The 23,702-nt window shown below is 55.9% G+C and carries 21 protein-coding genes; 12 read left to right on the top strand and 9 right to left on the bottom strand.

The annotated features are described in order from the left end of the window. Nucleotides 1-35 precede the first annotated feature (35 nt). Nucleotides 36-2,387: a beta-glucosidase gene (locus tag GRPL_RS06655; RefSeq protein WP_032700168.1), complete on the top strand. Its 2,352-nt coding sequence runs from the start codon at nt 36-38 to the stop codon at nt 2,385-2,387. A gap of 24 nt (nt 2,388-2,411) precedes the next feature. Further along, on the top strand, nt 2,412-3,386 hold the full coding sequence (locus GRPL_RS06660; RefSeq protein WP_032700167.1) for a helix-turn-helix transcriptional regulator: 975 nt from the start codon (nt 2,412-2,414) through the stop codon (nt 3,384-3,386). On the opposite strand, the gene cobO is transcribed toward GRPL_RS06660, so the two are convergent. Then, entirely contained in the window at nt 3,358-3,948 is a 591-nt protein-coding gene (gene cobO, locus GRPL_RS06665; RefSeq protein WP_032688113.1) for a cob(I)yrinic acid a,c-diamide adenosyltransferase, read from the bottom strand. The two genes, GRPL_RS06660 and cobO, sit on opposite strands and share 29 nt — an antisense overlap. Then, nucleotides 3,945-4,706, bottom strand: a complete 762-nt coding sequence (locus GRPL_RS06670; RefSeq protein WP_032688112.1) for a YciK family oxidoreductase — start codon at nt 4,704-4,706, stop codon at nt 3,945-3,947. Before GRPL_RS06670 ends, cobO begins: the two co-directional genes overlap by 4 nt. A 254-nt stretch (nt 4,707-4,960) precedes the next feature. Here GRPL_RS06670 and sohB point away from each other — a divergent pair, with 254 nt between their 5' ends. Then, nucleotides 4,961-6,007 carry a protease SohB gene (sohB, locus tag GRPL_RS06675; protein ID WP_032700166.1) on the top strand — a complete coding sequence of 349 codons (1,047 nt, stop codon included), beginning with the start codon at nt 4,961-4,963 and terminating at the stop codon, nt 6,005-6,007. A 75-nt stretch (nt 6,008-6,082) separates the two neighbouring features. Here sohB and GRPL_RS06680 read toward each other — a convergent pair whose 3' ends face one another. After that, nucleotides 6,083-6,334, bottom strand: coding sequence for a YciN family protein (locus GRPL_RS06680; RefSeq protein WP_004861030.1), 252 nt, complete (start codon nt 6,332-6,334; stop codon nt 6,083-6,085). A 413-nt stretch (nt 6,335-6,747) separates the two neighbouring features. Between GRPL_RS06680 and topA the strand changes: the two genes are divergently transcribed. From topA to acnA, 4 genes are all read left to right on the top strand, one after another. Beyond that, complete coding sequence (gene topA, locus GRPL_RS06685; protein WP_032688111.1) at nt 6,748-9,345, top strand: type I DNA topoisomerase; 2,598 nt, start codon at nt 6,748-6,750, stop codon at nt 9,343-9,345. A 327-nt stretch (nt 9,346-9,672) separates the two neighbouring features. Further along, the gene (gene cysB, locus GRPL_RS06690) at nt 9,673-10,647 is read left to right on the top strand and encodes an HTH-type transcriptional regulator CysB (RefSeq protein WP_004861036.1); all 975 of its coding nucleotides are present in this window, start codon (nt 9,673-9,675) and stop codon (nt 10,645-10,647) included. A 244-nt stretch (nt 10,648-10,891) separates the two neighbouring features. Then, nucleotides 10,892-11,059 (top strand): YmiA family putative membrane protein, encoded by a 168-nt coding sequence (locus GRPL_RS27085; protein ID WP_071999999.1) that lies wholly within the window; start codon nt 10,892-10,894, stop codon nt 11,057-11,059. Between the two features lie 391 nt (nt 11,060-11,450). Beyond that, complete coding sequence (gene acnA / locus GRPL_RS06695; protein ID WP_032700165.1) at nt 11,451-14,123, top strand: aconitate hydratase AcnA; 2,673 nt, start codon at nt 11,451-11,453, stop codon at nt 14,121-14,123. A gap of 42 nt (nt 14,124-14,165) precedes the next feature. On the opposite strand, the gene ribA is transcribed toward acnA, so the two are convergent. After that, nucleotides 14,166-14,756 (bottom strand): GTP cyclohydrolase II, encoded by a 591-nt coding sequence (ribA, locus tag GRPL_RS06700; protein WP_004861045.1) that lies wholly within the window; start codon nt 14,754-14,756, stop codon nt 14,166-14,168. Between the two features lie 163 nt (nt 14,757-14,919). Here ribA and pgpB point away from each other — a divergent pair, with 163 nt between their 5' ends. The 5 genes from pgpB to yciH all read left to right on the top strand — a co-directional run bounded on the left by pgpB (nt 14,920) and on the right by yciH (nt 18,563). Continuing rightward, a complete protein-coding gene (gene pgpB / locus GRPL_RS06705; RefSeq protein ID WP_032688108.1) occupies nt 14,920-15,687 on the top strand; it encodes a phosphatidylglycerophosphatase B in 768 nt (255 codons plus the stop codon). A gap of 135 nt (nt 15,688-15,822) precedes the next feature. Then, nucleotides 15,823-16,131 carry a LapA family protein gene (locus GRPL_RS06710; RefSeq protein ID WP_004861050.1) on the top strand — a complete coding sequence of 103 codons (309 nt, stop codon included), beginning with the start codon at nt 15,823-15,825 and terminating at the stop codon, nt 16,129-16,131. 6 nt (nt 16,132-16,137) lie between these two features. Further along, nucleotides 16,138-17,307, top strand: a complete 1,170-nt coding sequence (gene lapB, locus GRPL_RS06715) for a lipopolysaccharide assembly protein LapB (RefSeq protein ID WP_032688106.1) — start codon at nt 16,138-16,140, stop codon at nt 17,305-17,307. A gap of 192 nt (nt 17,308-17,499) precedes the next feature. Continuing rightward, nucleotides 17,500-18,237, top strand: coding sequence for an orotidine-5'-phosphate decarboxylase (pyrF, locus tag GRPL_RS06720; RefSeq protein WP_032695883.1), 738 nt, complete (start codon nt 17,500-17,502; stop codon nt 18,235-18,237). Next, the gene (yciH, locus tag GRPL_RS06725; RefSeq protein ID WP_032688103.1) at nt 18,237-18,563 is read left to right on the top strand and encodes a stress response translation initiation inhibitor YciH; all 327 of its coding nucleotides are present in this window, start codon (nt 18,237-18,239) and stop codon (nt 18,561-18,563) included. The genes pyrF and yciH overlap by 1 nt, the downstream gene beginning before the upstream one ends. Nucleotides 18,564-18,669: 106 nt before the next feature. Here the strand turns inward: yciH and osmB are convergent, their stop codons facing one another. From osmB to GRPL_RS06745, 5 genes are all read right to left on the bottom strand, one after another. Next, nucleotides 18,670-18,888 (bottom strand): osmotically-inducible lipoprotein OsmB, encoded by a 219-nt coding sequence (osmB, locus tag GRPL_RS06730; RefSeq protein ID WP_032688354.1) that lies wholly within the window; start codon nt 18,886-18,888, stop codon nt 18,670-18,672. 303 nt (nt 18,889-19,191) lie between these two features. After that, nucleotides 19,192-19,941, bottom strand: coding sequence for a DNA-binding transcriptional regulator YciT (yciT, locus tag GRPL_RS06735; RefSeq protein ID WP_032688102.1), 750 nt, complete (start codon nt 19,939-19,941; stop codon nt 19,192-19,194). Nucleotides 19,942-20,013: 72 nt separating this feature from the next. Further along, on the bottom strand, nt 20,014-20,196 hold the full coding sequence (locus tag GRPL_RS0125865) for a YciZ family protein (protein ID WP_004861074.1): 183 nt from the start codon (nt 20,194-20,196) through the stop codon (nt 20,014-20,016). Between the two features lie 192 nt (nt 20,197-20,388). Continuing rightward, entirely contained in the window at nt 20,389-22,323 is a 1,935-nt protein-coding gene (locus GRPL_RS06740; RefSeq protein ID WP_032688101.1) for an exoribonuclease II, read from the bottom strand. 80 nt (nt 22,324-22,403) lie between these two features. Beyond that, nucleotides 22,404-23,561 (bottom strand): carboxymuconolactone decarboxylase family protein, encoded by a 1,158-nt coding sequence (locus GRPL_RS06745; protein ID WP_032700164.1) that lies wholly within the window; start codon nt 23,559-23,561, stop codon nt 22,404-22,406. Nucleotides 23,562-23,702 lie beyond the last annotated feature (141 nt).

Here is a 23,702-nt window from a genome sequence, read left to right as displayed (position 1 = left end):
CGTAAACAGAATGCGNTTTAACCTCAGGAGCAGAGATGAATACCGAATTGAATACCCTTATCGCGGCGATGACCGCAGAAGAGAAAGTTGCGCTGTTGACCGGGAGCGGGCTGTGGCGGACGGCATCCCTGCCACAGCATGGCATCGATGATATCGTGATGACCGACGGCACCTACGGCGTGCGCTACAGCAGCGCGCAGATCGACGGCGACGAAAAATGGAGTATGGACGACTTTATCTCGGTGATTACGCAGACCGCTGACCGGGTCAACGGGGAAGAGCCTGCGGCAAAGGGCGGTAGCGAAGCGCTGTTCAGTCCTTCGTTGCCGGCGACCTGTTTCCCTAACGGATCCAGCCTGGCCTGTTGCTGGGACGTAGACCTGGTGTATCAGATGGGGCAGGCGCTGGGACGCGAATGTCAGCAAATGGGCGTAGGGATTTTGCTGGGACCGGGGATCAATATTCGCCGTACGCCGCTGGCCGGACGAGGCTACGAATACTATGCCGAGGACCCGGTAGTCAGCGGGGATATCGCCGCAGCGTTAATCAACGGTCTGCAGCAGGAAGGGGTTGGCGCCAGTCTGAAACACTTTGCGGCGAATAATTCTGAATACCGGCGTACCGAAATGGATTCGATCATCGACGAACGGGCGCTACGCGAAATCTATCTGGCCGGTTTTCAGCGGGCCATCGCCAAATCCCGCCCGTGGACGGTGATGTCCTCCTATAACCGGCTTAATGGCGTGCAGACATCGCAGGATCCTTTTTTACTCACCCAGGTATTACGCGATGAGTGGGGCTACGATGGGCTGGTGATGTCCGACTGGTATGGCATTAAAGACCGGCCGGCATCTCTGCTGGCGGGGAACGATCTGGCAATGCCGGAAACCCGCCGCGACAAGCAGACGCTGCTGGCGGCCATTCACGCTGGTGAAGTGCCGATGGCGGTTGTCGATCGCGCCTGTCTGCGGATGTTGACGCTGTTGGATAAGGTTCAGCGCCATCGTCGCCCGCAGACGCAGGCCGATTTCCCGGCGCATCATGCGCTGGCGCAGCAGCTGGCGGCAGAATCTATCGTCCTGCTGAAGAATGACGATAACCTGCTGCCGCTGCGGGCGGAATGCACCCGCCGGATTGCCGTTCTCGGCAAACCGGCGCAGGAACCGGTGATTCAGGGATCGGGTTGCGCGACCACGGTGCCCTGGCTGCTGGATCGCCCGCTCGATGAAATTTTTGACCTCGCCGGGGATGATTTTAGCGTCTCCTGGGCCATTGGCGCCCCGGACGACCTGCGTAGCGACCCGCAGGCGCTGGCAGAAGCGCGAGCGGTAGCTCAGGCGGCGGACGTGGCGATTATCTTTGTCAGTACCGCCGTCGGCGAAGACGGTGAAAACGGCGATCGTCAGGATCTGAACATTCTGGCGGTACATGAGCAGCTGATTCGGGAAGTGGCAACGGTTCAGCCCAATATCGTGGTGGTGCTGGCGAACAGCGATGCGGTGGTGATGCCGTGGATCTCTGAGTGCAAAGCGCTGTTGGAAACCTTCTTCGCCGGGCAGGGGATGGGCCGGGCGGTGGCCGAGATTCTGTTCGGTAAACGTAATCCCTGCGGCAAACTCACGGTCACAGTACCTGACAGCCTTGAAGAGACGCCCGCCTGGCTGCATTATCCCGGGGAAAACCTGCGCCATCATTATGGCGAAGGGCTGTTTGTCGGCTATCGCTATTATGATAAACGCCGCATGACGCCTCGGTTTCCGTTCGGCTTCGGCCTGAGCTACACCCGCTTTGCCTATCGCGATATCCGGCTTTCGGCGTCGCGCGTCGGGACTGATGAGACCCTCACCGTCTCTTTCGATCTGACCAACTGCGGCGAGTGCGAAGGCAAAGAGATCGTGCAGCTGTACGTCAGCGCGCCGGTCGGGGAGTTGATTCGTGAAGAGCAGGCGCTGAAAGGGTTCTGTAAGGTGTCGCTCGCAGCCGGAGAAACTCGCCGCGTCACGCTGCAGCTGCCGGTCGCTGAGCTTGCCTGCTATCATCCAGGGCTGGCGGATTGGGTGGTGACGCCGGGGCGCTGGCAGATTCGGCTGGGGAGCTCCTCTCGCGATCAGGCGCTGAGTGCGGAAGTCGAGGTAGATTGTCCGCCGCGCTATGTCCCGCTACGTGATGATAACTCGTTGCAGCAGTTAATCCAGCAGCCGGAGGCGTTCGCGCGGGTGGTGGCGCTGATTGCCCGTAAGAGTCAGCGGCCGCCGGCGCAAATCCGCGAACGACTGATCCAACTGGCACCGGACCTGTTCTGCGGGCTGCTGATCGCGCTGACGGAGTTTTTAGCGCTTGATATTGACCGCGATGAGCTGAATGCCGCGCTTAAAGGGACGGAATAATCGTCCCGCGACAGGAGATGATGCGTGTTTCCATTTTCCGTGACACATCCACGTTCGGCGACAGAGACCGGGCGCCATACGGCGAACAGTGGGTATGAGCTGATTGCCTTTGATGCTGAAAAGCTAAATGTCTTTGCGGCCGAGGTGCGCTACTGCGAACCTCACTGGCACCCGGCGCCAGAGCTTATCACCGTTCTGAGCGGGCGGTTTTCTATTGTCGTCGGCCAGCAAAGCGTGGAGATGGTTGAGGGGGACATGCTCTACATCAACGCCGAGGCGGTGCACTCGCTGCGTGCGGAAGCGGCGGGGAGTTCGCTGGTGACCGTCCAGTTTTCCCCCGGTCTGTTCGATGAGCTGCACCCGGCGCCGGTTCTGACCTGGTGTACTCGAGGGCGCCGCCAGAGCGCGGCAGACCGACAGGTACAGCAGTGCCTTTGCGACCTGCTCGCTCAACTGATTGATAATCGCACGCCGTTCCAGCGTATCGCGATGACCTATCTGCTGCTCGATGCGCTGGTACAGGCCGGAGAACCGGCCACCCAGGTGGAGAGTTCACTGCGCGAAGAGGCGATGATCAAGAAAGGGATCGATTTTATTAATCAGCACTTCGACCAGCCGCTGACCCTGAGCGAGGTGGCGAACCATAGCGGTATGAGCTATTCATGGTTTTCGCGCCTGTTCAAAAAGGTCAGCCGGCATAATTTCAAAGAGTATCTCACCCTGGTCCGGCTGAATAAGGCGAGAACGCTGCTGCGCGATACCCGTACGCCAATTACCGAAATCAGCCACAGCTGCGGCTTTCAGGAGCATAAGTACCTGATTGCCGCCTTCAATAAATACTGTGGTCTGACGCCTACGGAATACCGTAAGCGCTTTGTTTCGCGGCAGAACATGATTGAAAGCGCGCTGGCGTTGGGGGAGGATTGCCTGTGTCTGCCGTTGAATCATGCGCTGCTGGAGCGGCTGACGCTTAGTAATCAATCCCCATCTGGGCTTTGATACCGGCATCGAATGCGTGTTTAACCGGCCGCAGTTCGCTGACGGTATCGGCCAGCTCGATAATCTCCCGATGGCAGCCGCGTCCGGTGATAATCACCGTCTGCTGTACCGGGCGATTGCGCAGCGCGGTGAGTACCGTCTCAAGCGGCAAATAGTCGTACGCCACCATGTAAGTCAGCTCATCCAGCAGCACCATATCCAGGGATTCGTCGGCCAGCATCCGCTGCGCGTGTTCCCAGACGGCAAGGCAGGCCGCCGTATCGCTTTCACGATCCTGGGTATTCCAGGTAAACCCGGTGGCCATCACCTGAAACTCGACGCCGTGCGGTTCCAGCAGGTTACGCTCGCCGTTGGGCCAGGTGCCTTTGATAAACTGGATGACGCCCGCTTTTTTTCCATGCCCGATAGCGCGGGTGACGGTACCAAAACCGGCCGTCGTTTTGCCTTTTCCGTTACCGGTGAACACGATAACAATGCCGCGTTCTTCCTGCGCTGCCGCCACGCGGGCATCAACTTTGTCTTTTACCCGCTGCTGGCGTTCACGGTAGCGTTCATCACTCATTGTGCAATTCCTGGTTTACGCCCTGGCTGGGCATCGAAGGTCATTCCCGTCTTGCGACGGCTGTCATCGCCCATTAGCCATAAATAAACCGGCATAATATCGGCGGGGGTTTTGAGCTTTTGCGGATCTTCCGTCGGGAAAGCGTTGGCGCGCATTTTGGTGCGCGTTCCGCCGGGATTGATACAGTTAACCCGCAGATGACGGCTCTGGTACTCTTCGGCCAGCACCTGCATCATCCCTTCTGTGGCAAACTTGGAGGCCGCATAGGCGCCCCAGTTGGCGCGTCCCTGGCGGCCGACGCTGGAAGAGGTGAAGACCAGTGAACCCGACTCCGACTTGAGTAATAAAGGAAGCAGTGCCTGGGTCAGCATAAAGGTGCCGTTGACGTTGACCTGCATCACCTGCTGCCAGACTTCCGGTTTTTGCTGATCCATCGGGCAGACATCGCCCAGCAAACCGGCATTGTGCAGTACGCCATCGAGGCGCGGGTAGTGGACGGCGATCTGCTGTGCCAGCTGCTGGCACTCCTGCGGCGTGCAGGTTAACAGATCCAACGTGAACCAACGTGCCGGAAGCCCGCCGGCCTGGTCTATTTCCTGCGCCACGCTGCGCAGTTTCTCTTCGTTACGTCCGACCAGCACAACGCTTGCGCTGTAGCGGGAATAGGTCAATGCGGCTTCGCGGCCGATACCGTCGCTGGCGCCGGTAACCAGGATAATGCGATCTTTTAATAAATGATGCTGCGGTTGATAGTGCACGGCGACTCCTTAGGCAATCTGCTGACGATCGCGCGTTGTATTCGGTCTCATACTTTTGCGTTTTATGCCTGAAACAGCCGGGCATTGCAATCAGCGAAAGGGAAACTCTTTGCGGAATGAACATCTTGCAACGATTTCATCGTCGCTGAAAAAAACGGGAAGGGGCCTCGCGCACCACACAAAGCGCAGAGACTTCGTCACGCGGGCTGATGTACACTGTGCTTCAACGTCAGTGGTTTGCACAAGGTGAATACGTGGAATTACTTGCTCAATATGGCCTGTTTTTGGCCAAAATCGCGACCGTTGTCGTCGCCATTGCGGTTATTACCGCCCTCATCGTTAACCTGACCCAGCGGAAGAAACAGCGCGGGGAACTGCGGGTAACCAATCTCAGCGAGCAATACAAAGAGATGCGGGAAGAGCTGGCGGTCGCGCTGCTTGATGGTCCGCAGCAAAAAGTGTGGCACAAAGCGCAAAAGAAAAAGCACAAGCAGGAGGCGAAAGCGGCCAGGGCGCGGGCTAAGCTCGGGTCGACGGAGCCAAACAGCAAGCCGCGTGCCTGGGTGCTGGATTTCAAAGGCAGTATGGACGCCCACGAAGTCGCCAGCCTGCGCGAAGAGATCACCGCAGTCCTGGCGGCGGTGAAACCGCGCGATCAGGTGATCCTCCGTCTGGAAAGCCCCGGTGGAGTGGTCCACGGTTATGGCCTCGCCGCATCACAGCTGCAGCGTCTGCGCGATAAGCAAATACCCTTAACCGTAGCAGTGGATAAAGTCGCGGCCAGCGGTGGTTACATGATGGCCTGTGTGGCGAACAAAATCGTGGCTGCGCCGTTCGCCATTCTGGGCTCTATCGGCGTGGTTGCGCAGATCCCTAACCTGCATCGCTTCCTGAAGAACAAAGATATCGATATTGAACTGCATACCGCCGGGCAGTACAAACGGACCTTAACGATGCTGGGTGAGAATACTGACGAAGGTCGGCGTAAGTTCCGTGAAGACCTGAATGAGACTCATCAGTTGTTCAAAGATTTTGTCCACAAAATGCGGCCTTCGCTGGATATTGAGGCCGTTGCTACCGGTGAACACTGGTACGGCGTTCAGGCGCTGGAGAAAGGGCTGGTGGACCTGGTCGAAACCAGTGACGAACTGCTTCTGGGGCTGATCGACAATCATGATGTCATCGGCGTTCGTTACCAGCAACGTAAAAAAATGCTCGACCGTTTTACCGGTAGCGCCGCCGAAAGCGCCGACCGTCTGCTGCTACGCTGGTGGCAGCGAGGGGAAAAGCCGCTGATGTAATCAGCGCAGGTGAACAAAACAACGCGAGGCAACTGCCTCGCGTTGGCGTTTTATGCCCGCTAAATATAAGAGGGCTTAATCGGTCAGATGGTATTTCTCTGACAGCGCGTGCGCGAGGTATTTGAACATATTGAATACCGCCGTGCTCTTCGCCGTCGGCAGGCCTTGCTCATCAAGATAAAACTCGCCGCTGAATACCAGAACGCCGTTACGCTGAGCGACGTCAGTAGCTTCGATCCCGGCTAGCGTATCTTCATGTTCACGAATGAGTTTGTTGGCTATTTCCAGCAGCGACTGGCGATCGATAGGTTGGGTTGTACCTTGCATAAGTGACTCCTGTAATTCTTCGTCCGGTAGTTTACGCCGCGCGGCGAGATGGGGCAAATTTTCCATTCAGAGTACAGGGTTAATGGCAAAGCTCTAAGAAACAGGACTTTACTGGCAGGATTTGCTTTTGCATGCTAATAAAGTTGCGTAACGAATTTTATCAGGTACAGTGTGACGCTTTCGGCGATCTGGCAACAGATTTGCTTGACATTCGGCCAAAAATTCTTCGTGCTATGTCACCTGACGAGCAAAAGTCAGTAAACTCAGCTATCTGGTTTTATGGATGTGAAACTGGACGTGCAGAGGGTTGATATCCATCGACGGCGTCGCAACATTTGACGTACGTCGTCAGTGGATGGTGAATCAAAATGTGCGATGTATTCCTGGATGAATCAAATTAGGTAAAGGTGAATATGGGTAAAGCTCTCGTTATCGTTGAGTCCCCGGCAAAAGCCAAAACGATCAATAAGTATCTGGGTAATGACTACGTGGTGAAATCCAGCGTGGGTCATATCCGCGATTTGCCGACCAGTGGCTCAGCTTCCAAAAAGAGCGCCGACTCTACCTCCACCAAAGGGGCTAAAAAGCCTAAAAAGGATGAACGTAGCGCTCTGGTCAATCGTATGGGTGTAGACCCATGGCATGACTGGGATGCTCAGTATGAAGTACTTCCGGGTAAAGAAAAGGTAGTTTCAGAACTCAAGCAGTTGGCGGAAAAAGCCGACCACATCTATCTCGCAACCGACCTTGACCGCGAAGGGGAAGCCATTGCATGGCACCTGCGGGAAGTGATCGGTGGAGATGAAAAACGCTATAGCCGCGTGGTGTTCAACGAAATCACCAAAAATGCGATTCGTCAGGCTTTTGAGAAGCCGGGCGAGCTGAATATCGATCGCGTTAACGCCCAGCAGGCGCGTCGCTTTATGGACCGCGTCGTGGGCTATATGGTTTCCCCGCTGCTGTGGAAAAAAATTGCCCGCGGTCTGTCCGCAGGTCGCGTCCAGTCGGTTGCTGTACGCCTGGTCGTGGAGCGTGAACGCGAAATTAAAGCGTTCGTGCCGGAAGAGTTCTGGGAAATCGACGCCAGCACCACCACGCCGGGTGGCGATGCTCTGCCGCTGCAGGTGACGCATCAGCACGACAAGCCGTTCCGTCCGGTTAACCGCGATGAAACCATGGCTGCCGTTGCGCTGCTGGAGAAAGCCAGCTACAGCGTGCTGGAGCGTGAAGACAAACCGACCAGCAGCAAGCCTGGCGCGCCGTTTATTACCTCGACCTTGCAGCAGGCAGCCAGCACCCGCCTGGGCTTCGGGGTGAAGAAAACCATGATGATGGCGCAACGCCTCTATGAGGCCGGCTACATCACCTATATGCGTACCGATTCAACGAACCTGAGCCAGGATGCGCTGAGTATGGTTCGCGGCTATATCGGCGATAACTTCGGCAAAAAATATCTGCCAGAGAACGCCAACCAGTACGCCAGCAAAGAAAACTCACAGGAAGCGCACGAAGCGATTCGTCCTTCTGACGTGAACGTGATGGCCGAAGACCTTAAAGGGATGGAAGCCGACGCGCTGAAACTGTATCAGCTGATCTGGCGCCAGTTTGTTGCCTGTCAGATGACGCCGGCGCAGTACGATTCCACCACGCTGACCGTGAAAGCCGGCGACTTTAAACTCAAAGCGCGCGGTCGTACCCTGCGTTTTGACGGCTGGACCAAAGTGATGCCGGCGCTGCGTAAAGGCGATGAAGATCGGACCTTACCGGTCGTCAACCAGGGCGAGAGCCTGAGCCTGGTCGAACTGACCCCGGCACAGCACTTTACCAAACCGCCTGCGCGCTTTAGCGAAGCCTCGCTGGTCAAAGAGCTGGAAAAACGCGGTATCGGCCGGCCGTCTACCTATGCGTCGATCATTTCGACCATTCAGGATCGCGGCTACGTGCGGGTGGAAAACCGCCGCTTCTACGCCGAGAAAATGGGTGAGATTGTCACCGATCGTCTGGAAGAGAACTTCCGCGATCTGATGAACTACGATTTTACCGCGCAAATGGAAGACCGCCTCGATCAGGTGGCGAATCACCAGGCCGAGTGGCGTCAGGTACTGGACCACTTCTTCGGTGACTTCACGACTCAGCTGGAAACGGCGGAGAAGGATCCGGAAGAGGGGGGCATGCAGCCGAACCCGATGGTGCTGACCAGCATCGACTGTCCGACCTGCGGTCGTCAGATGGGGATTCGCACGGCCAGCACCGGGGTGTTCCTGGGCTGTTCAGGCTATGCGCTGCCGCCGAAAGAACGTTGCAAGACCACCATTAACCTGGTGCCGGAAAACGAAGTGCTCAACGTGCTGGAAGGCGACGATGCCGAAACCAACGCGCTGCGTGCCAAGCGTCGTTGCCAGAAGTGCGGTACGGCGATGGACAGCTACCTTATCGATCCTAAGCGCAAGCTGCACGTATGTGGTAACAACCCAACCTGCGATGGCTATGAGATCGAAGAGGGCGAGTTCCGCATCAAGGGTTATGACGGCCCGGTGGTTGAGTGTGAAAAATGTGGTTCTGAAATGCACCTGAAAATGGGGCGTTTTGGTAAGTACATGGCCTGCACCAACGACGAATGTAAGAATACGCGCAAAATTCTGCGTAACGGCGAAGTCGCTCCGCCGAAGGAAGATCCGGTTCCGTTACCGGAGCTGCCGTGTGAGAAGTCGGACGCCTGGTTTGTTCTGCGTGATGGTGCGGCAGGTGTTTTCCTTGCGGCAAATACCTTCCCGAAATCGCGTGAAACGCGTGCGCCGTTGGTGGAAGAGCTGTATCGCTTCCGCGATCGTCTGCCGGAGAAACTGCGTTATCTGGCCGACGCGCCGCAGCAGGATCCCGACGGTAACAAAACGCTGGTGCGTTTTAGCCGTAAAACTAAGCAGCAGTACGTAGCGTCAGAGAAAGAGGGCAAAGCGACCGGTTGGTCCGCCTTCTATATCGACGGTAAATGGACTGAAGCGAAGAAGTAAGCGTAGTTCTCTCCGTGAAGGGCCGCGATGCGGCCCTTTTTCTCACTGATTTTCCTGCCTTATTCGCCATCCTCTGACGCCGGACGGCGGCCTTATAACCAGCTTATTATTTTTCGTTAGTATCTATACACTGTAGATATAAATGATATAGTGGTTATAGCTAATCTCTTTTTTATTATTAAATCGTCTTATACATCATCGTGTTCAGGATGCTTTGTGGCGCCATAACGGCGAGTCGCAGGGACGGCAAACGTGCAGCTTGCCGGCAGGCGGCCTGAACGTAAAGTGTATGAACGAATTCATTTTACGCGTTAACGGATATCAGCCATGAAACTACAGCAGCTCCGCTACATCGTTGAGGTTGTTAACCATAATCTGAATGTCTCCTCGACTGCCGAAGGCCTGTATACCTCACAGCCCGGTATCAGCAAGCAGGTACGCATGCTGGAAGATGAGCTCGGTATTCAGATTTTCGCCCGTAGCGGCAAACATTTAACTCAGGTGACGCCGGCAGGTCAGGAGATCATCCGCATCGCCCGCGAAGTCCTGTCGAAGGTCGATGCGATTAAGTCGGTCGCCGGCGAACATACCTGGCCCGACAAAGGCTCGCTGTATGTGGCCACCACCCATACTCAGGCCCGCTATGCGTTACCCGGGGTGATAAAAGGCTTTATTGAGCGCTATCCGCGCGTCTCTTTGCATATGCATCAGGGATCGCCGACGCAAATTGCGGAAGCGGTGTCAAAGGGGAATGCTGATTTCGCGATCGCCACCGAAGCGCTGCATCTCTATGATGATCTGGTCATGCTGCCGTGCTATCACTGGAACCGTTCGATTGTCGTGACGCCTGAACATCCGCTGGCCTCCCGGGGTTCGGTGACGATTGAAGAGCTGGCCCAGTACCCGCTGGTCACCTATACCTTTGGGTTTACCGGCCGCTCCGAGCTGGATACCGCCTTTAACCGCGCCGGGCTGACGCCGCGTATCGTCTTCACCGCCACCGATGCTGACGTTATCAAAACCTACGTCCGTCTTGGCCTTGGCGTCGGGGTGATTGCCAGCATGGCGGTGGATCCGGTCTCCGATCCCGACCTGGTGAAGCTTGATGCTAACGGTATTTTCAGCCACAGCACCACGAAGATAGGTTTCCGCCGCAGCACCTTCCTTCGCAGCTATATGTATGATTTTATTCAGCGTTTTGCGCCGCATTTGACGCGAGATGTGGTGGATACCGCGGTGGCTCTGCGCTCGAATGAAGATATCGAGGCGATGTTCAAAGATATTAAACTGCCAGAAAAGTAGACTTATAAATAATAATGGCATCCTTGCGGGGATGCCAAAACCTATTATGGCCGATAATCGAAGCGCTAAACCTCGTATAAATCACAATTTTCGTTAACTCCTCGTACCACAATTTCAAATATACCTATCGCGATCAAAATAATGGTCAAAGATATCCATTTCTAAGAGAATTAACTGGATTAATCGAACAGCCATAATTAAGATTTAATCGTACCTGATAATTTTAGCGATTGGTGGTGATAAAATGATTAGTGATATCGATTATATGAAGTTTGCGATGTCACAGGAAAGTGACAAAACGGAGATTGATCCTGTGTTAAGGAGTAGGGCCTGGAGTGCCGTCATTCTTGGGCTGGCGATGTTCTGGAGTATCATCGCGCTCGTCGTCTGTAACGTTTGGATCATCAGCTGAGTCTGCATTTTCTGAATATGAATATATGTCATTTTTATGACGGAGAAATCGCAACGAATTATTCACTTTAATATACTAACGGCAACAAGGAGGAGTTATTTCGCCACGGTTTTTTTTCATCAATAATCCATTCTGTTGAACTAATCGTCAATCCACCGGCGATTAGTTCTTTTTCTTTTGCTCTCTCGTATAAATTTCATCCGCTCTCTATCCGATCCATCAATCTCTTTCAACATTCTCCCCTGTTGTTATTCAGCTTTTCTGTCCCTGGTGATTTTACCGATTTTAGCAATTTGGGTTGTTATCAAAGTGTTATGCCTGGTATGTGTTATCTTTAATATTAACCCTGAGGAGGATCAGGGCATGCCATCCCTGTGATAAAGGAGGAGCTATGTCGTCAACCCTACGAGCAGCCAGTAAGGATACGCTACAGGTCAAAGATAAAACCTACCATTACTACAGCTTGCCGCTGGCCGCTAAAGAACTGGGCGATCTGACCCGTTTGCCCAAATCGCTTAAAGTTCTGCTGGAGAATCTGCTGCGCTGGCAGGACGGTGACTCGGTCACCGCCGAAGATATTCATGCGCTTGCAGGCTGGCTTGAACACGCTCATGCTGACCGGGAAATTGCCTATCGTCCGGCGCGCGTGCTGATGCAGGATTTTACCGGCGTACCCGCGGTGGTGGATCTTGCGGCAATGCGTGAGGCGGTCAAACGCCTGGGAGGCGATACGGCGAAGGTCAACCCGCTGTCGCCGGTGGACCTGGTTATCGACCACTCGGTCACCGTCGATCGCTTCGGCAATGACGATGCGTTTGAAGAAAACGTCCGTCTTGAGATGGAACGCAACCACGAGCGTTATGTTTTCCTGCGCTGGGGACAGCAGGCGTTCAGCCGCTTCAGCGTCGTGCCGCCGGGTACCGGCATTTGCCACCAGGTTAACCTCGAATACCTTGGCAAAGCGGTCTGGAGCGAAGAGCAAAACGGCGAATGGGTTGCCTGGCCCGACACGCTGGTCGGTACCGATTCACATACCACGATGATCAACGGCCTGGGTGTGCTGGGCTGGGGCGTCGGCGGTATTGAAGCGGAAGCCGCAATGCTGGGTCAGCCGGTCTCGATGCTGATCCCGGATGTGGTGGGCTTTAAACTGAGCGGTAAGCTCCGTGAAGGCATTACCGCCACCGATCTCGTGCTCACTGTCACCCAGATGCTGCGTCAGCACGGCGTCGTGGGTAAGTTTGTTGAGTTTTACGGCGATGGCCTGGATTCGCTCCCGCTGGCCGACCGCGCGACCATCGCCAATATGTCGCCTGAGTACGGTGCCACCTGCGGCTTCTTCCCGATTGATGCGGTAACCCTCAGCTACATGCGTCTGAGCGGGCGCAGCGATGAACAGGTGGCGCTGGTGGAAGCCTATGCCAAAGCGCAGGGAATGTGGCGTCAGACGGGCGATGAGCCGGTCTTCACCAGTACCCTGGCATTGGATATGGGAACTGTCGAAGCGAGTCTCGCCGGGCCAAAACGGCCGCAGGACCGCGTGGCGCTTGGCGACGTGCCGAAAGCCTTCGCCGCCAGCAGCGAGCTGGAGGTTAACCTGACGCAAAAACAGCGCCAGCCGGTCGACTATACGCTGAACGGACAGCAATATTCGCTGCCCGACGGCGCGGTGGCGATTGCCGCCATCACTTCCTGCACCAACACCTCCAACCCCAGCGTGCTAATGGCCGCCGGCCTGCTGGCCAAAAAAGCCGTTGAGCTGGGTCTGAAGCCGCAACCGTGGGTTAAAGCCTCTCTGGCGCCAGGATCTAAAGTGGTGTCCGATTATCTGGCCCACGCCGGGCTGACGCCGTATCTCGATGCGCTGGGTTTCAACCTGGTCGGGTACGGGTGTACCACGTGTATCGGTAACTCCGGCCCGCTGCCGGAACCGATCGAAGAGGCGATCAAAAAAGGGGATTTAACCGTCGGCGCGGTGCTGTCCGGTAACCGTAACTTCGAAGGGCGTATTCATCCGCTGGTGAAAACCAACTGGCTGGCATCACCGCCGCTGGTGGTGGCCTACGCCCTGGCCGGGAATATGAACGTCAATCTGACCCGCGATCCGCTTGGCACCGGCAAAAATGGTCAGCCGGTCTATCTGAAGGATATCTGGCCGAGCGGCCTTGAGATCGCCCAGGCGGTTGAGCAGGTCACGACCGACATGTTCCACAAAGAGTACGCGGAGGTGTTTGAAGGAACGCCAGAATGGAAAGCCATTCACGTCGATCGCTCGGATACTTACGACTGGCAGGAGGATTCGACCTATATTCGCCTGTCGCCATTCTTTGACGAGATGGGGGTTCAGCCTGAGCCGGTGGAAGATATTCACGGCGCGCGTATTCTGGCGATGCTCGGCGATTCGGTCACCACGGACCACATTTCTCCTGCCGGGAGTATCAAGCAGGACAGCCCGGCCGGACGCTATTTGCAGGAACACGGCGTCGCGCGCGCTGACTTTAACTCCTACGGTTCCCGCCGCGGCAACCATGAGGTGATGATGCGCGGCACCTTTGCCAACATCCGTATTCGCAACGAAATGGTGCCGGGCGTGGAAGGGGGGATGACCCGACATCTGCCGGGCAGCGAGCCGATGGCGATTTATGACGCGGCAATGCGCTATAAAAATGAGGGGATCCCGCTGGCGGTGGTGGCCGGGAAAGAGTACGGCTCAGGATCCAGCCGCGACTGGGCGGCGAAAGGCCCGCGCTTGCTGGGCGTGCGGGTGGTGATCGCCGAATCATTCGAGCGTATTCACCGCTCCAACCTGATCGGGATGGGGATCCTGCCGCTGGAGTTCCCGCAGGGCGTCACGCGTAAAACGCTGGGGCTGAACGGCGAGGAGCGGATAGATATCAGCAATCTGCAGGCCTTGCAGCCTGGTGCGACGGTTCCGGTGACCCTGACGCGGACGGACGGTACACAAGAGGTGATCCACTGCCGTTGCCGCATCGATACCGCCACCGAACTGACCTACTATCAGAATGACGGTATTCTGCATTATGTGATCCGCAACATGCTGTAAAAAAAAGGGCCAGCAAGCGCTGGCCCTTCATTTTCTGCCGATTTATTTATTCAACAGATGCCCCATTTTGGCGGCCTTGGTGTCCAGATAGTGGGCGTTTTTCGGGTTGCGCCCGACAATCAGCGGCACGCGTTCAACGATATTAATCCCGGCTTCGCTGAGAATTTCCACTTTCTTCGGGTTGTTGGTCAGCAGACGCACCTGGTCGACGTGGAGCAGTTTGAACATATCTGCGCACAGCGTAAAGTCGCGCTCGTCTGCCGCGAAGCCCAGCTGATGGTTGGCTTCCACGGTGTCATAGCCCTGATCCTGCAACGCATAGGCGCGAATTTTATTCAGCAGGCCAATGTTGCGGCCCTCCTGACGATGGTACAGCAGGATACCGCGCCCCTCTTCGGCAATATGCGACAGCGCCGCTTCGAGCTGAAAACCGCAATCACAACGCAGACTAAAAAGGGCGTCGCCCGTTAAGCACTCAGAATGTACGCGAGCAAGGACGGGGGACTGGCCCGAAATATCGCCGAAGACCAGCGCGACATGATCCTGCCCGGTTGCCAGTTCTTCAAATCCCACCATCAGGAAATCGCCCCAGGGGGTTGGCAGTTTGGCTTCTGCCACACGTTTAAGCTGCATGTGATTCTCCAGATTCTGTCAGCACCTGAATGTGCTTTCTGTTTGGCGCTATTTTGCCACAGTGGCGCGACGTTCTCCTAATTACGCACGGCTGCCTGCGCGTAAAGCGCACAAACGCACCACTTTCCGTTATGATAGTCGGAAGAAGAGATAAGGAGATAAGATGCTGTCGATCGCCAGACGAACCGCCATCGGTGCGGCATTGCTTATGATTATGCCCGGCATGGTGTGGGTATCCGGCTGGAAGTGGCAGCCAGACCTTCCGCAGGCGTGGTTAAAACTGCTCTACTGGGTGACCGAAAGCGTGACCCAGCCGTGGGGTATCATCACCCATACGGTTTTATGCGGCTGGTTTCTGTGGTGTCTGCGTTTTCGTCTGCGCGCCGCGGTGATGCTGTTTGTGATTCTGGGGGCGGCGATTCTGCTGGGGCAGGGCATAAAATCCTGGATCAAAGAGCAGGTTCAGGAGCCGCGTCCTTTTGTGGTTTGGCTGGAAAAGACCCGTCAGGTGCCGGTCGATCAATTCTACGCGTTAAAACGCAAAGAACGCGCTAAACTGGTGCATGAGCAGCTGGCGCAAGAGCAGGATATTCCTCGATTCCTGCGCAAGCACTGGCAGAAAGAGACCGGTTTTGCTTTTCCGTCCGGGCATACGATGTTTGCAGCCAGCTGGGCATTGTTGGGGGTCGGACTGCTGTGGCCGCGGCGACGCTGGGTGACCATCGCCGCGCTGCTGACGTGGGCGACGGCCGTAATGGGCAGCCGCCTGGCGCTTGGCATGCACTGGCCGCAAGATTTGCTGGTCGCCACGCTTATCTCCGGGCTGCTGGTGACGCTGGCCACCTGGCTTACCCAGCGGCTGTGCGGTCCGCTTACGCCGCCGGGAGAAGAGGCGCAGGAGATTAAGACACGGACGATAAATCAGGGATAACGTTGATTTTCGCGCCAGACGGACGCATATCCTGACAGGGTGTCATGCTTTTCCATTTCACCGCTGCAGCGAAAATGATACTTTATAGGGCTGAACGCGGGATTTTTTCGCTCAACCCACAAAACGGGAAGTAGTGTGAAATATTTACTGATTTTCTTACTGGTATTAGCCATCTTCGTCATCTCCGTGACGTTAGGTGCACAGAATGATCAACTGGTCACGTTCAACTATTTGCTCGCGCAGGGTGAATTCCGTATTTCGACGTTGCTGGCAGTACTCTTTGCCGCAGGGTTTGCTATTGGCTGGCTGATTTGCGGCCTTTTCTGGCTGCGGGTTCGCGTTTCTCTGGTTCGCGCTGAACGTAAAATCAAGCGTCTTGAACATCAGATTGCGCCCACCAACGCCGCGCCGGCCGACGCAGGTGTTCCTGCGGTGAAGGAATAATCATTTATGCTGGAGTTGTTGTTTCTGCTTTTGCCCGTTGCCGCTGCTTACGGATGGTATATGGGGCGCAGAAGTGCACAACAGTCCAAACAGGACGACGCTAACCGCCTGTCGCGTGACTACGTGACCGGGGTAAACTTCCTGCTGAGCAACCAGCAGGATAAAGCGGTGGATCTGTTCCTCGACATGCTGAAAGAGGATACCGGTACCGTTGAGGCCCACCTGACGCTGGGTAACCTGTTCCGCTCCCGCGGTGAGGTTGACCGGGCTATCCGTATTCACCAGAGCCTGATGGAAAGCGCCTCGCTGACCTACGATCAGCGGTTGCTGGCCGTTCAGCAACTGGGGCGCGACTACATGGCCGCCGGTCTTTACGACCGCGCGGAAGATATGTTCAAGCAACTGGTGGATGAGACCGATTTTCGCCTCAGCGCGCTGCAGCAGCTGCTGCAAATCTATCAGGCCACCAGCGACTGGCAGTCGGCTATTGATGTTGCCGAGCGGTTAGTGAAGCTGGGTAAAGAAAAACACCGGGGTGATATTGCCAACTTCTGGTGCGAGCTCGCGCTGCAGCAGATGGCGAACAGCGATATGGATAAAGCGATGTCGCTGCTGAAAAAAGGGGCCGCGGCTGACCGCAACAGCGCCCGCGTGTCGATTATGATGGGCCGGGTATGGATGGAGAAGGGCGATTACGCAAAAGCGGTAGAGAGCCTGGAGCGGGTCATCAATCAGGATAAAGAGCTGGTGGGCGAAACGCTCGACATGCTGCAGACCTGCTATCAGCAGCTGGGTAAACCTGATGAATGGGAGCTCTTCCTGCGTCGCTGCGTTGATGAAAACACCGGGGCAACCGCGGAGCTGATGCTGGCGCAAATTCTCGAACAGCGCGAAGGCGTGGAGGCTGCGCAGAGCTATGTTACTCGTCAGCTGGAGCGACATCCGACGATGCGGGTCTTCCATAAGCTGATGGACTACCACCTCAATGAAGCCGAAGAGGGGCGCGCGAAGGAGAGCCTTGGCGTGCTGCGCAATATGGTGGGGGAGCAGGTCCGCAGTAAACCGCGCTACCGCTGTCAAAAGTGCGGCTTCACCGCTCATACCCTGTACTGGCACTGCCCGTCCTGCCGTTCGTGGTCAACGATTAAACCGATTCGCGGTCTCGACGGACAATAGTTTTTTAAAAAACCGCACTTTAGTTACAACATACTTATCAGTTTTTAACGCTTGCTCCCTGTAACGCCAGCGCTGCCATCGCCCGGCAGGCGGCAAAAAGCAGCCTGTCAATTTCCCTTCATCGCAGGTAGAATGCTGCCCGTTTACCTTTTTTGCGCCAAAACGGCGCCCATCAACAATTAAGGTCTGGTCATGACGTCTACTGCTTCATCTTCGCCTCGCGTTGTCACATCCTCTCCCGTTGTTGTTGCGCTCGATTATGATAACCGCGACAAAGCGCTGGCCTTTGTTGACCGCATTGATCCACGCGACTGCCGCCTGAAGGTGGGCAAGGAGATGTTTACGCTGCTGGGGCCACAGTTTGTTCGCGACTTGCATCAGCGTGGTTTTGAGGTCTTCCTCGACCTGAAATTTCATGATATCCCGAACACCACTGCGCGCGCGGTAGCCGCTGCGGCAGAGCTGGGCGTCTGGATGGTCAATGTTCATGCCTCTGGCGGTGCGCGAATGATGACCGCAGCCCGCGAAGCTCTGCTCCCGTTTGGCCAGGATGCGCCGCTGTTGATTGCCGTGACCGTCCTGACCAGCATGGAAGCCAGCGATCTCCAGGATCTTGGTATCACGCTTTCTCCCGCCGATCATGCGGCAAAACTGGCGGCGTTAACGCAGCGCTGCGGGCTGGACGGCGTGGTCTGTTCTGCGCAGGAAGCGGCGCGCTTCAAGCAGGAGCTGGGGCAGGCCTTTAAGCTGGTGACGCCCGGAATTCGCCCGCAGGGCAGCGATGCCGGAGACCAGCGCCGCATCATGACGCCGGAACAGGCGCAGGCAGCCGGCGTAGACTATATGGTGATTGGTCGTCCGGTGACTCAGTCTGCGGATCCGGCGGCGACCTTACGCAGTATCAATGCGTCACTGACTAAGGGGGCATAATGACCGATTCCAATAGTCGCCTGGTGTATTCGACGGAAAGCGGCCGTATTGACGAACCCAGGGCGGTGGTTGAGCGCCCTAAAGGCGATGGCGTGGTGCGCATTCAGCGTCAGACCAGCGGCCGTAAGGGGAAGGGCGTATGCCTGATCGTCGGTATCGACCTGGATGATGATGCGCTGGCAAAACTGGCCGCTGAGCTGAAAAAGAAGTGCGGCTGCGGCGGGTCGGTGAAAGATGGCGTAATTGAAATTCAGGGCGATAAGCGTGATTTGCTTAAATCACTGCTGGAAGCCAAAGGCATGAAAGTTAAGCTGGCCGGCGGTTAATGAACAACAAGGCCACGGTAAATACCGTGGCCTTGATTTTTAGCCGGTGCGTAAGTCTGTAAGTCTACCGATGCGGATTATTTTTATCGTTGATCCGGTTCAGGCCTTATTTACCAACCTGGTGACCGATAATCCCACCAACCGCTGCGCCACCCAGGGTGCCCAGGGTGCTGCCATCGGTTAATACTGCGCCGCCGAGTGCGCCTGCGCCGGCACCGATTGCGGTATTACGATCGCGTTTGGACCAGTTGGAACATGCGCTCAGAGACATTACTACGGTAACGGCCAGAACAGCTGCAGCCATTTTTTTGCTCATTGAAGTCATCATAATTTTCTCCTGAATAATCTATTCATGGATACAACTTCCTTAAAGCATAGCGTGATGCCAGATTTTAAGGGCTATTCCATGAAACTTAAGTTGCGCAGGTGTTACTTTAATCACGCGGGTGATAGTCACTTCCTGTTATATCGCTAACATTAATTCTACTTTTTTTAATTTTACCGGCAGGTAAAAACTCTTAATTGCGGGCTCGGAAAACTCTCAGACAGGGCTTCATGCGGCCTGCGCCCACGTGAGTGGGCGGCGGGGTAGAAAAAACGCCGGGTGAAAAAGAAAGTCGGGATGAATTCAGGAAAAACTGACAATATCGACGGTGAGCCCGCTTTCTGTCAGCTGTTGGCGGGCATCATCGTGCAGACTGCTGTCGGTAATAATGCGGCTAAAACGCGCCACCGGACCGAGCGGATAAGGGTGCACGACGCTGAACTTCGAACTGTCGCTCAGGACAATCGCCTCACAGCCCTTTTCAAGGACCGCATTGACCACATCCGCGCGCATCATATCCCTGCCGGTAAACCCGGTTTCCGGCTGCCAGCCATCGATGCCAATAAATGCTTTGCTGAAGTGGACCTGCTGAATAAACTGCCGCGTGAGCGGGCCGACCATACTTTCGCTGCGCTTCTGGTAGATTCCGCCGAGCAGAATGACCTCCCCAGGCGTCTCTTTAAGCAGATGCGCAATATAGCTGCTGACGGTGATGATGGTAATGTCGCCGCGCTCGGCAAGCGTACGGGCGAGGAGGGCGTTGCAGCTGCCGTTTTCGATAAATACCGTCTCACCGGCGTTGACCAGCTCAGCGGCGCGCGTAGCCAGTTCACGTTTGATCGAGAAATGGGTCATCATACGGGTTTCGACATCTTCGCTATCCAGCGGTACGGCGAAACCATGCGTCCGGCGCAGATAGCTCTGCTTTTCCAGTAAATTCAAATCCTGACGAATCGTCACTTCAGAGACACCGGTCATTTTCGCGAGATCGGCCACGCTCATGCGGCCTTTATCGATGACCATTTGTAAAATACTTTGTTGTCGGGCGTTCATAGCAACATCACAGTTAGGGGGCTATTTTGGCTGACAATCGACATCATTGATCGATTGTGGCGATATGGGCGATCAGATTTCCCAGGGCGCTTTGGGTTGGCCGGGTTTCGCTTCCGGCTCATCGGCAGAAAGCGCCTGAAGTTCCGCTTTGAGGATCTCCAGATTATGAATCGCAGAGTGATAATCGCCGGCAACCAGAATATCCAGCACGGTATCGATACGTTGGGCGAGCAGGCGGGCATTCAGATCAGACATAGCATTATCCTGGTTACAAAAACGAATGAAATCAATGATGCAAAAAACAGATGAAAAAGAGAAGAGAAAAAAACGCACAACGTAAATCATCTGCGATAGATAGTCAGGAAAACGAGGAAAAACGGGACAATATCAGACCACGCGGGAGAAAAATAAGCGGCCCCCGATAACGGGAGCCGCTGAAGACGGCTATCAGGCGAACGGACGCGCGATGACGCTGCGGGTTTCCATCCGGACTTCGGCAATCTTGACGTCGATGACGTCGGTAACTTTGTAGACGGTCTCGCCTTTGATCTGCACGGTACCGTTTTCCTGGCTACAGACCAGCTCATCACGAACGGCGTGCAGGAACGGCGCCGGGATAAAGGCTACGGCGCCGTTATCCACCAGGCGAACGCGCATTCCGCCCCGGCTGATATCGATAATTTCCGCGGCATAGCGCGTATCGGTACCTGCCTGCGGGCTCAGATAACGGGCGTACAGCCAGTCACCAACATCGCGTTCGGCCATGCGGTTCAGGCGACGGCGCTCGGCCATCTGTACGGCAATCTCATCTTGCGGACGCGTTGCCGTTTCACCTTTGATGATCGCTTTCAGCAGACGATGGTTAATCATGTCGCCATATTTACGAATCGGTGAGGTCCAGGTGGCATAGGCTTCAAGGCCAAGGCCGAAGTGCGGACCCGGTTCGGTGCTGATTTCCGCGTAGGACTGGAAGCGACGAATGCGGCTGTCGAGGAAACCCGACGGCTGGGCATCAAGCTCGCGACGCAGTTTGCAGAAACCGTCGAGCGTCAGCACTTCAACCGGATCAACGTGGACATCGTGGGTCTTCAGCAACGTGGCCAGTTGTTCGGTGTTGGCCGGATCAAAGCCGGTATGCACGTTATAGACACCAAAGCCCAGCTTGTCGCGCAGAACGCGGGCCGCGCAGATGTTTGCCGCAATCATTGACTCTTCGACGATGCGGTTGGCGATGCGGCGCGGTTCGGCAACGATATCCAGCACCTCGCCTTTCTCACCCAGCACGAAACGGTAGTCCGGACGGTCCTTGAACACCAGCGCATGGGTTTTACGCCATTCGCTGCGGCGCAGACAGACATCCTGCAGCAGTTTGATCTGCTGAGCGATAGACTCGCTCTCAGGCTGCCAGCTGCCGGTGTTTTCCAGCCAGTCAGAGACGTTGTCGTAGGCCAGTCTGGCTTTTGACTCAATGGTCGCGGCGAAGAATTCGATATCGTCTTCAATCGTGCCGTCAGCCGTCAGGATCATGCGGCAGGCGAGGACCGGACGCACTTCGTTGGCGCGCAGAGAGCACAGGTCGTCAGACAGCTCGCGCGGCAACATCGGGATGTTAAAGCCCGGCAGATAGTTGGTGAAGGCGCGAATTTTTGCCGCTTTGTCCAGTTTGCTACCTTCGGCAATCCAGGCGGTCGGATCGGCAATCGCTACGGTCAAATGCAGCGTGCCGTCGGCGGCGGCTTCGACATACAGCGCATCGTCCATATCTTCGGTACTGGCGCTGTCGATGGTAACGAAGTCCAGCGCCGTTAAGTCACGACGTTCCAGACCCTCATCCAGCATCTCGGTCGCAACGCCGTCCGGGGCTTCTTTTTCCAGATTGTGGCGAGCCAGGGTAACCCACCACGGAACGAAATGATCGTCGCTGAAGGTAATAAACTGGGTTAATTCGGCATAAAAGCCGCGGTCGCCTTTCAGCGGATGACGGCGCATTTCAGCAACGGCCCAGTCACCCTCTTTAAAATCATGGCTCACGCTACGATCGGCGCGGCAGGGTATGGCGTCTTTCAGCAGCGGATGATCGGGAACGATCGACAGTCGGTCATCTTTCTTATGCACTTTACCGACGAAACGGGTCAGGAAAGGTTCAATCAACTCTTCCGGCTCGGCGCTTTCACGTTCTTTTTCAGTGTGGATCACGGCGCTGATGCGGTCGCCATGCATCACTTTTTTCATTTGCGGCGGCGGAATAAAGTAGCTTTTCTGCGCATCAACTTCGAGGAAGCCAAAACCTTTTTCCGTCCCCTTAACGACCCCTTCAACACGAGGAGTCTGGGAATGCAGTTGCTGTTTAAGCTGCGCTAGCAGCGGGTTGTCCTGAAACATAATTAGGTATTTTCGTGGCTAAAAGAGCGGCTGACATTTTTACGCGATAATGCCTGTTGCAGCAAGCGATGTTTGGCATTTTACGTCTGTTGACGAACCATCCCGAGGGCGATTTTCAGACGATTCATCCAGCCACACACGCCGCTCCACGCCAGAATATCGATAATCTGCGCATGGGAAAGCCCATGTTCAGCGAGGGGCGTTAATTGCGCCGCGCTGAAACGGTCGGGCGCCCGGGTTAAAAGCTGTACCGCCTGCAGGATGATGCGCTCGGTGGGATGGCTTTGTTCCCAGGCTTCTGGCGCGCGCTCATCGTTGCGTAACGTCTCAGTAAGCAGCGGGGAAACTGACCCGGTTTCAGCCCAGGCGTTAAAACAGCTGGCGCTACCGTTAATGCGCGCGGTCATCAGCGCCACCAGCGAAGCAAAAGGCTGATTCACGCTCAACTGGGTGAGTAATTGGTGCTGGGCTTTGAGTATGGTTTCGTGGGCTGCAAGCAGCGGCGCCAGCTCAGACAGACCTGGATGCGGTAGCCAGTCGGCCAGCAGCGCCTGGCGCTCGTCATTGGCATAGCGGAGATCGGTATCGTTGATATCAGGTGTCCAGGTCAACTGACCGATCGTAAAATCGTCTGCCGGCGCATCTTCCTGCTGCGGCATGCCGGGCATCCAGCGCACCGGAAAGCCGAGGCTGGCGTGAAACGCGGCAATTGCGCGCGCCTGGAAACCGACAAAGCCCACAATTTGATTAATGAGAATCATATCGCGGCTGGTTAATCCGACCTCATCCAGCTGGCTGCGGGAAAGGGTGTTAATGACCGAAGGCGAACCGGCCAGCTGGCGGGCATATTGGGTCATTTGCGCCAGCCGGCGGTTGCTCTCACGTGAAGAGTCCGGTCCCGGCAGCGGCGCCAGTCGGGCGGCATAGTGATTACACAGCCGCTGCACGCCATACACCTGAGCAACGGTCAGCGCCGTGCTCAGACGGTCATAAGCGCTAACGGTTTGTAGGCGATTGACGACGACGGAGGCAGGGAAGAGCGCATCGGCCAGACATCGCGCTGGGGCCAGCCAGCCCGCATGCGCGCGCAGCCACTCTTCCGGTAACGTCAGATCGAGTAAAAAGCGATCTTCGACATGGGCGGCTTCAGGGACGAGCGGCAGCACATCCACCGGGCAGATTGTTGACTGGGTTTCATGATACCAGTGGTTTTTGCCATAAACGCGGCGTTGCTCCATGGGCGTTCCTTGATCGGTATGTGGCGAGCCGCACTTCCGTGGGCCATATATGCATAACTATCCTGGCGTAACCCTGAAGCGGGAGAAAATATTGATACGTGCTAACAAATAGCTGTTTGGAATAACAGGGGTGAATGTAGG

Source organism: Klebsiella planticola ATCC 33531, assembly GCF_000735435.1.
Classification (GTDB): Bacteria; Pseudomonadota; Gammaproteobacteria; order Enterobacterales; family Enterobacteriaceae; genus Klebsiella; species Klebsiella planticola.
Note: the sequence above shows the minus strand (reverse complement) of the source record. Positions and strands in the feature narration are given on the sequence as shown.

Bases quoted from the DNA above. Each gene is read 5' to 3' on its own strand.
- GRPL_RS06745 (WP_032700164.1), bottom strand. From the start codon at position 23,561: ATGGAGCAACGCCGCGTTTATGGCAAAAACCACTGGTATCATGAAACC.
- yciH (WP_032688103.1), top strand. From the start codon at position 18,237: ATGACCGATTCCAATAGTCGCCTGGTGTATTCGACGGAAAGCGGCCGT.
- GRPL_RS0125865 (WP_004861074.1), bottom strand. From the start codon at position 20,196: ATGTCTGATCTGAATGCCCGCCTGCTCGCCCAACGTATCGATACCGTG.
- GRPL_RS06655 (WP_032700168.1), top strand. From the start codon at position 36: ATGAATACCGAATTGAATACCCTTATCGCGGCGATGACCGCAGAAGAG.
- ribA (WP_004861045.1), bottom strand. From the start codon at position 14,756: ATGCAGCTTAAACGTGTGGCAGAAGCCAAACTGCCAACCCCCTGGGGC.
- GRPL_RS06740 (WP_032688101.1), bottom strand. From the start codon at position 22,323: ATGTTTCAGGACAACCCGCTGCTAGCGCAGCTTAAACAGCAACTGCAT.
- GRPL_RS06680 (WP_004861030.1), bottom strand. From the start codon at position 6,334: ATGCAAGGTACAACCCAACCTATCGATCGCCAGTCGCTGCTGGAAATA.
- osmB (WP_032688354.1), bottom strand. From the start codon at position 18,888: ATGACTTCAATGAGCAAAAAAATGGCTGCAGCTGTTCTGGCCGTTACC.
- acnA (WP_032700165.1), top strand. From the start codon at position 11,451: ATGTCGTCAACCCTACGAGCAGCCAGTAAGGATACGCTACAGGTCAAA.
- cysB (WP_004861036.1), top strand. From the start codon at position 9,673: ATGAAACTACAGCAGCTCCGCTACATCGTTGAGGTTGTTAACCATAAT.
- pyrF (WP_032695883.1), top strand. From the start codon at position 17,500: ATGACGTCTACTGCTTCATCTTCGCCTCGCGTTGTCACATCCTCTCCC.
- yciT (WP_032688102.1), bottom strand. From the start codon at position 19,941: ATGAACGCCCGACAACAAAGTATTTTACAAATGGTCATCGATAAAGGC.
- GRPL_RS27085 (WP_071999999.1), top strand. From the start codon at position 10,892: ATGATTAGTGATATCGATTATATGAAGTTTGCGATGTCACAGGAAAGT.
- pgpB (WP_032688108.1), top strand. From the start codon at position 14,920: ATGCTGTCGATCGCCAGACGAACCGCCATCGGTGCGGCATTGCTTATG.
- cobO (WP_032688113.1), bottom strand. From the start codon at position 3,948: ATGAGTGATGAACGCTACCGTGAACGCCAGCAGCGGGTAAAAGACAAA.
- topA (WP_032688111.1), top strand. From the start codon at position 6,748: ATGGGTAAAGCTCTCGTTATCGTTGAGTCCCCGGCAAAAGCCAAAACG.
- lapB (WP_032688106.1), top strand. From the start codon at position 16,138: ATGCTGGAGTTGTTGTTTCTGCTTTTGCCCGTTGCCGCTGCTTACGGA.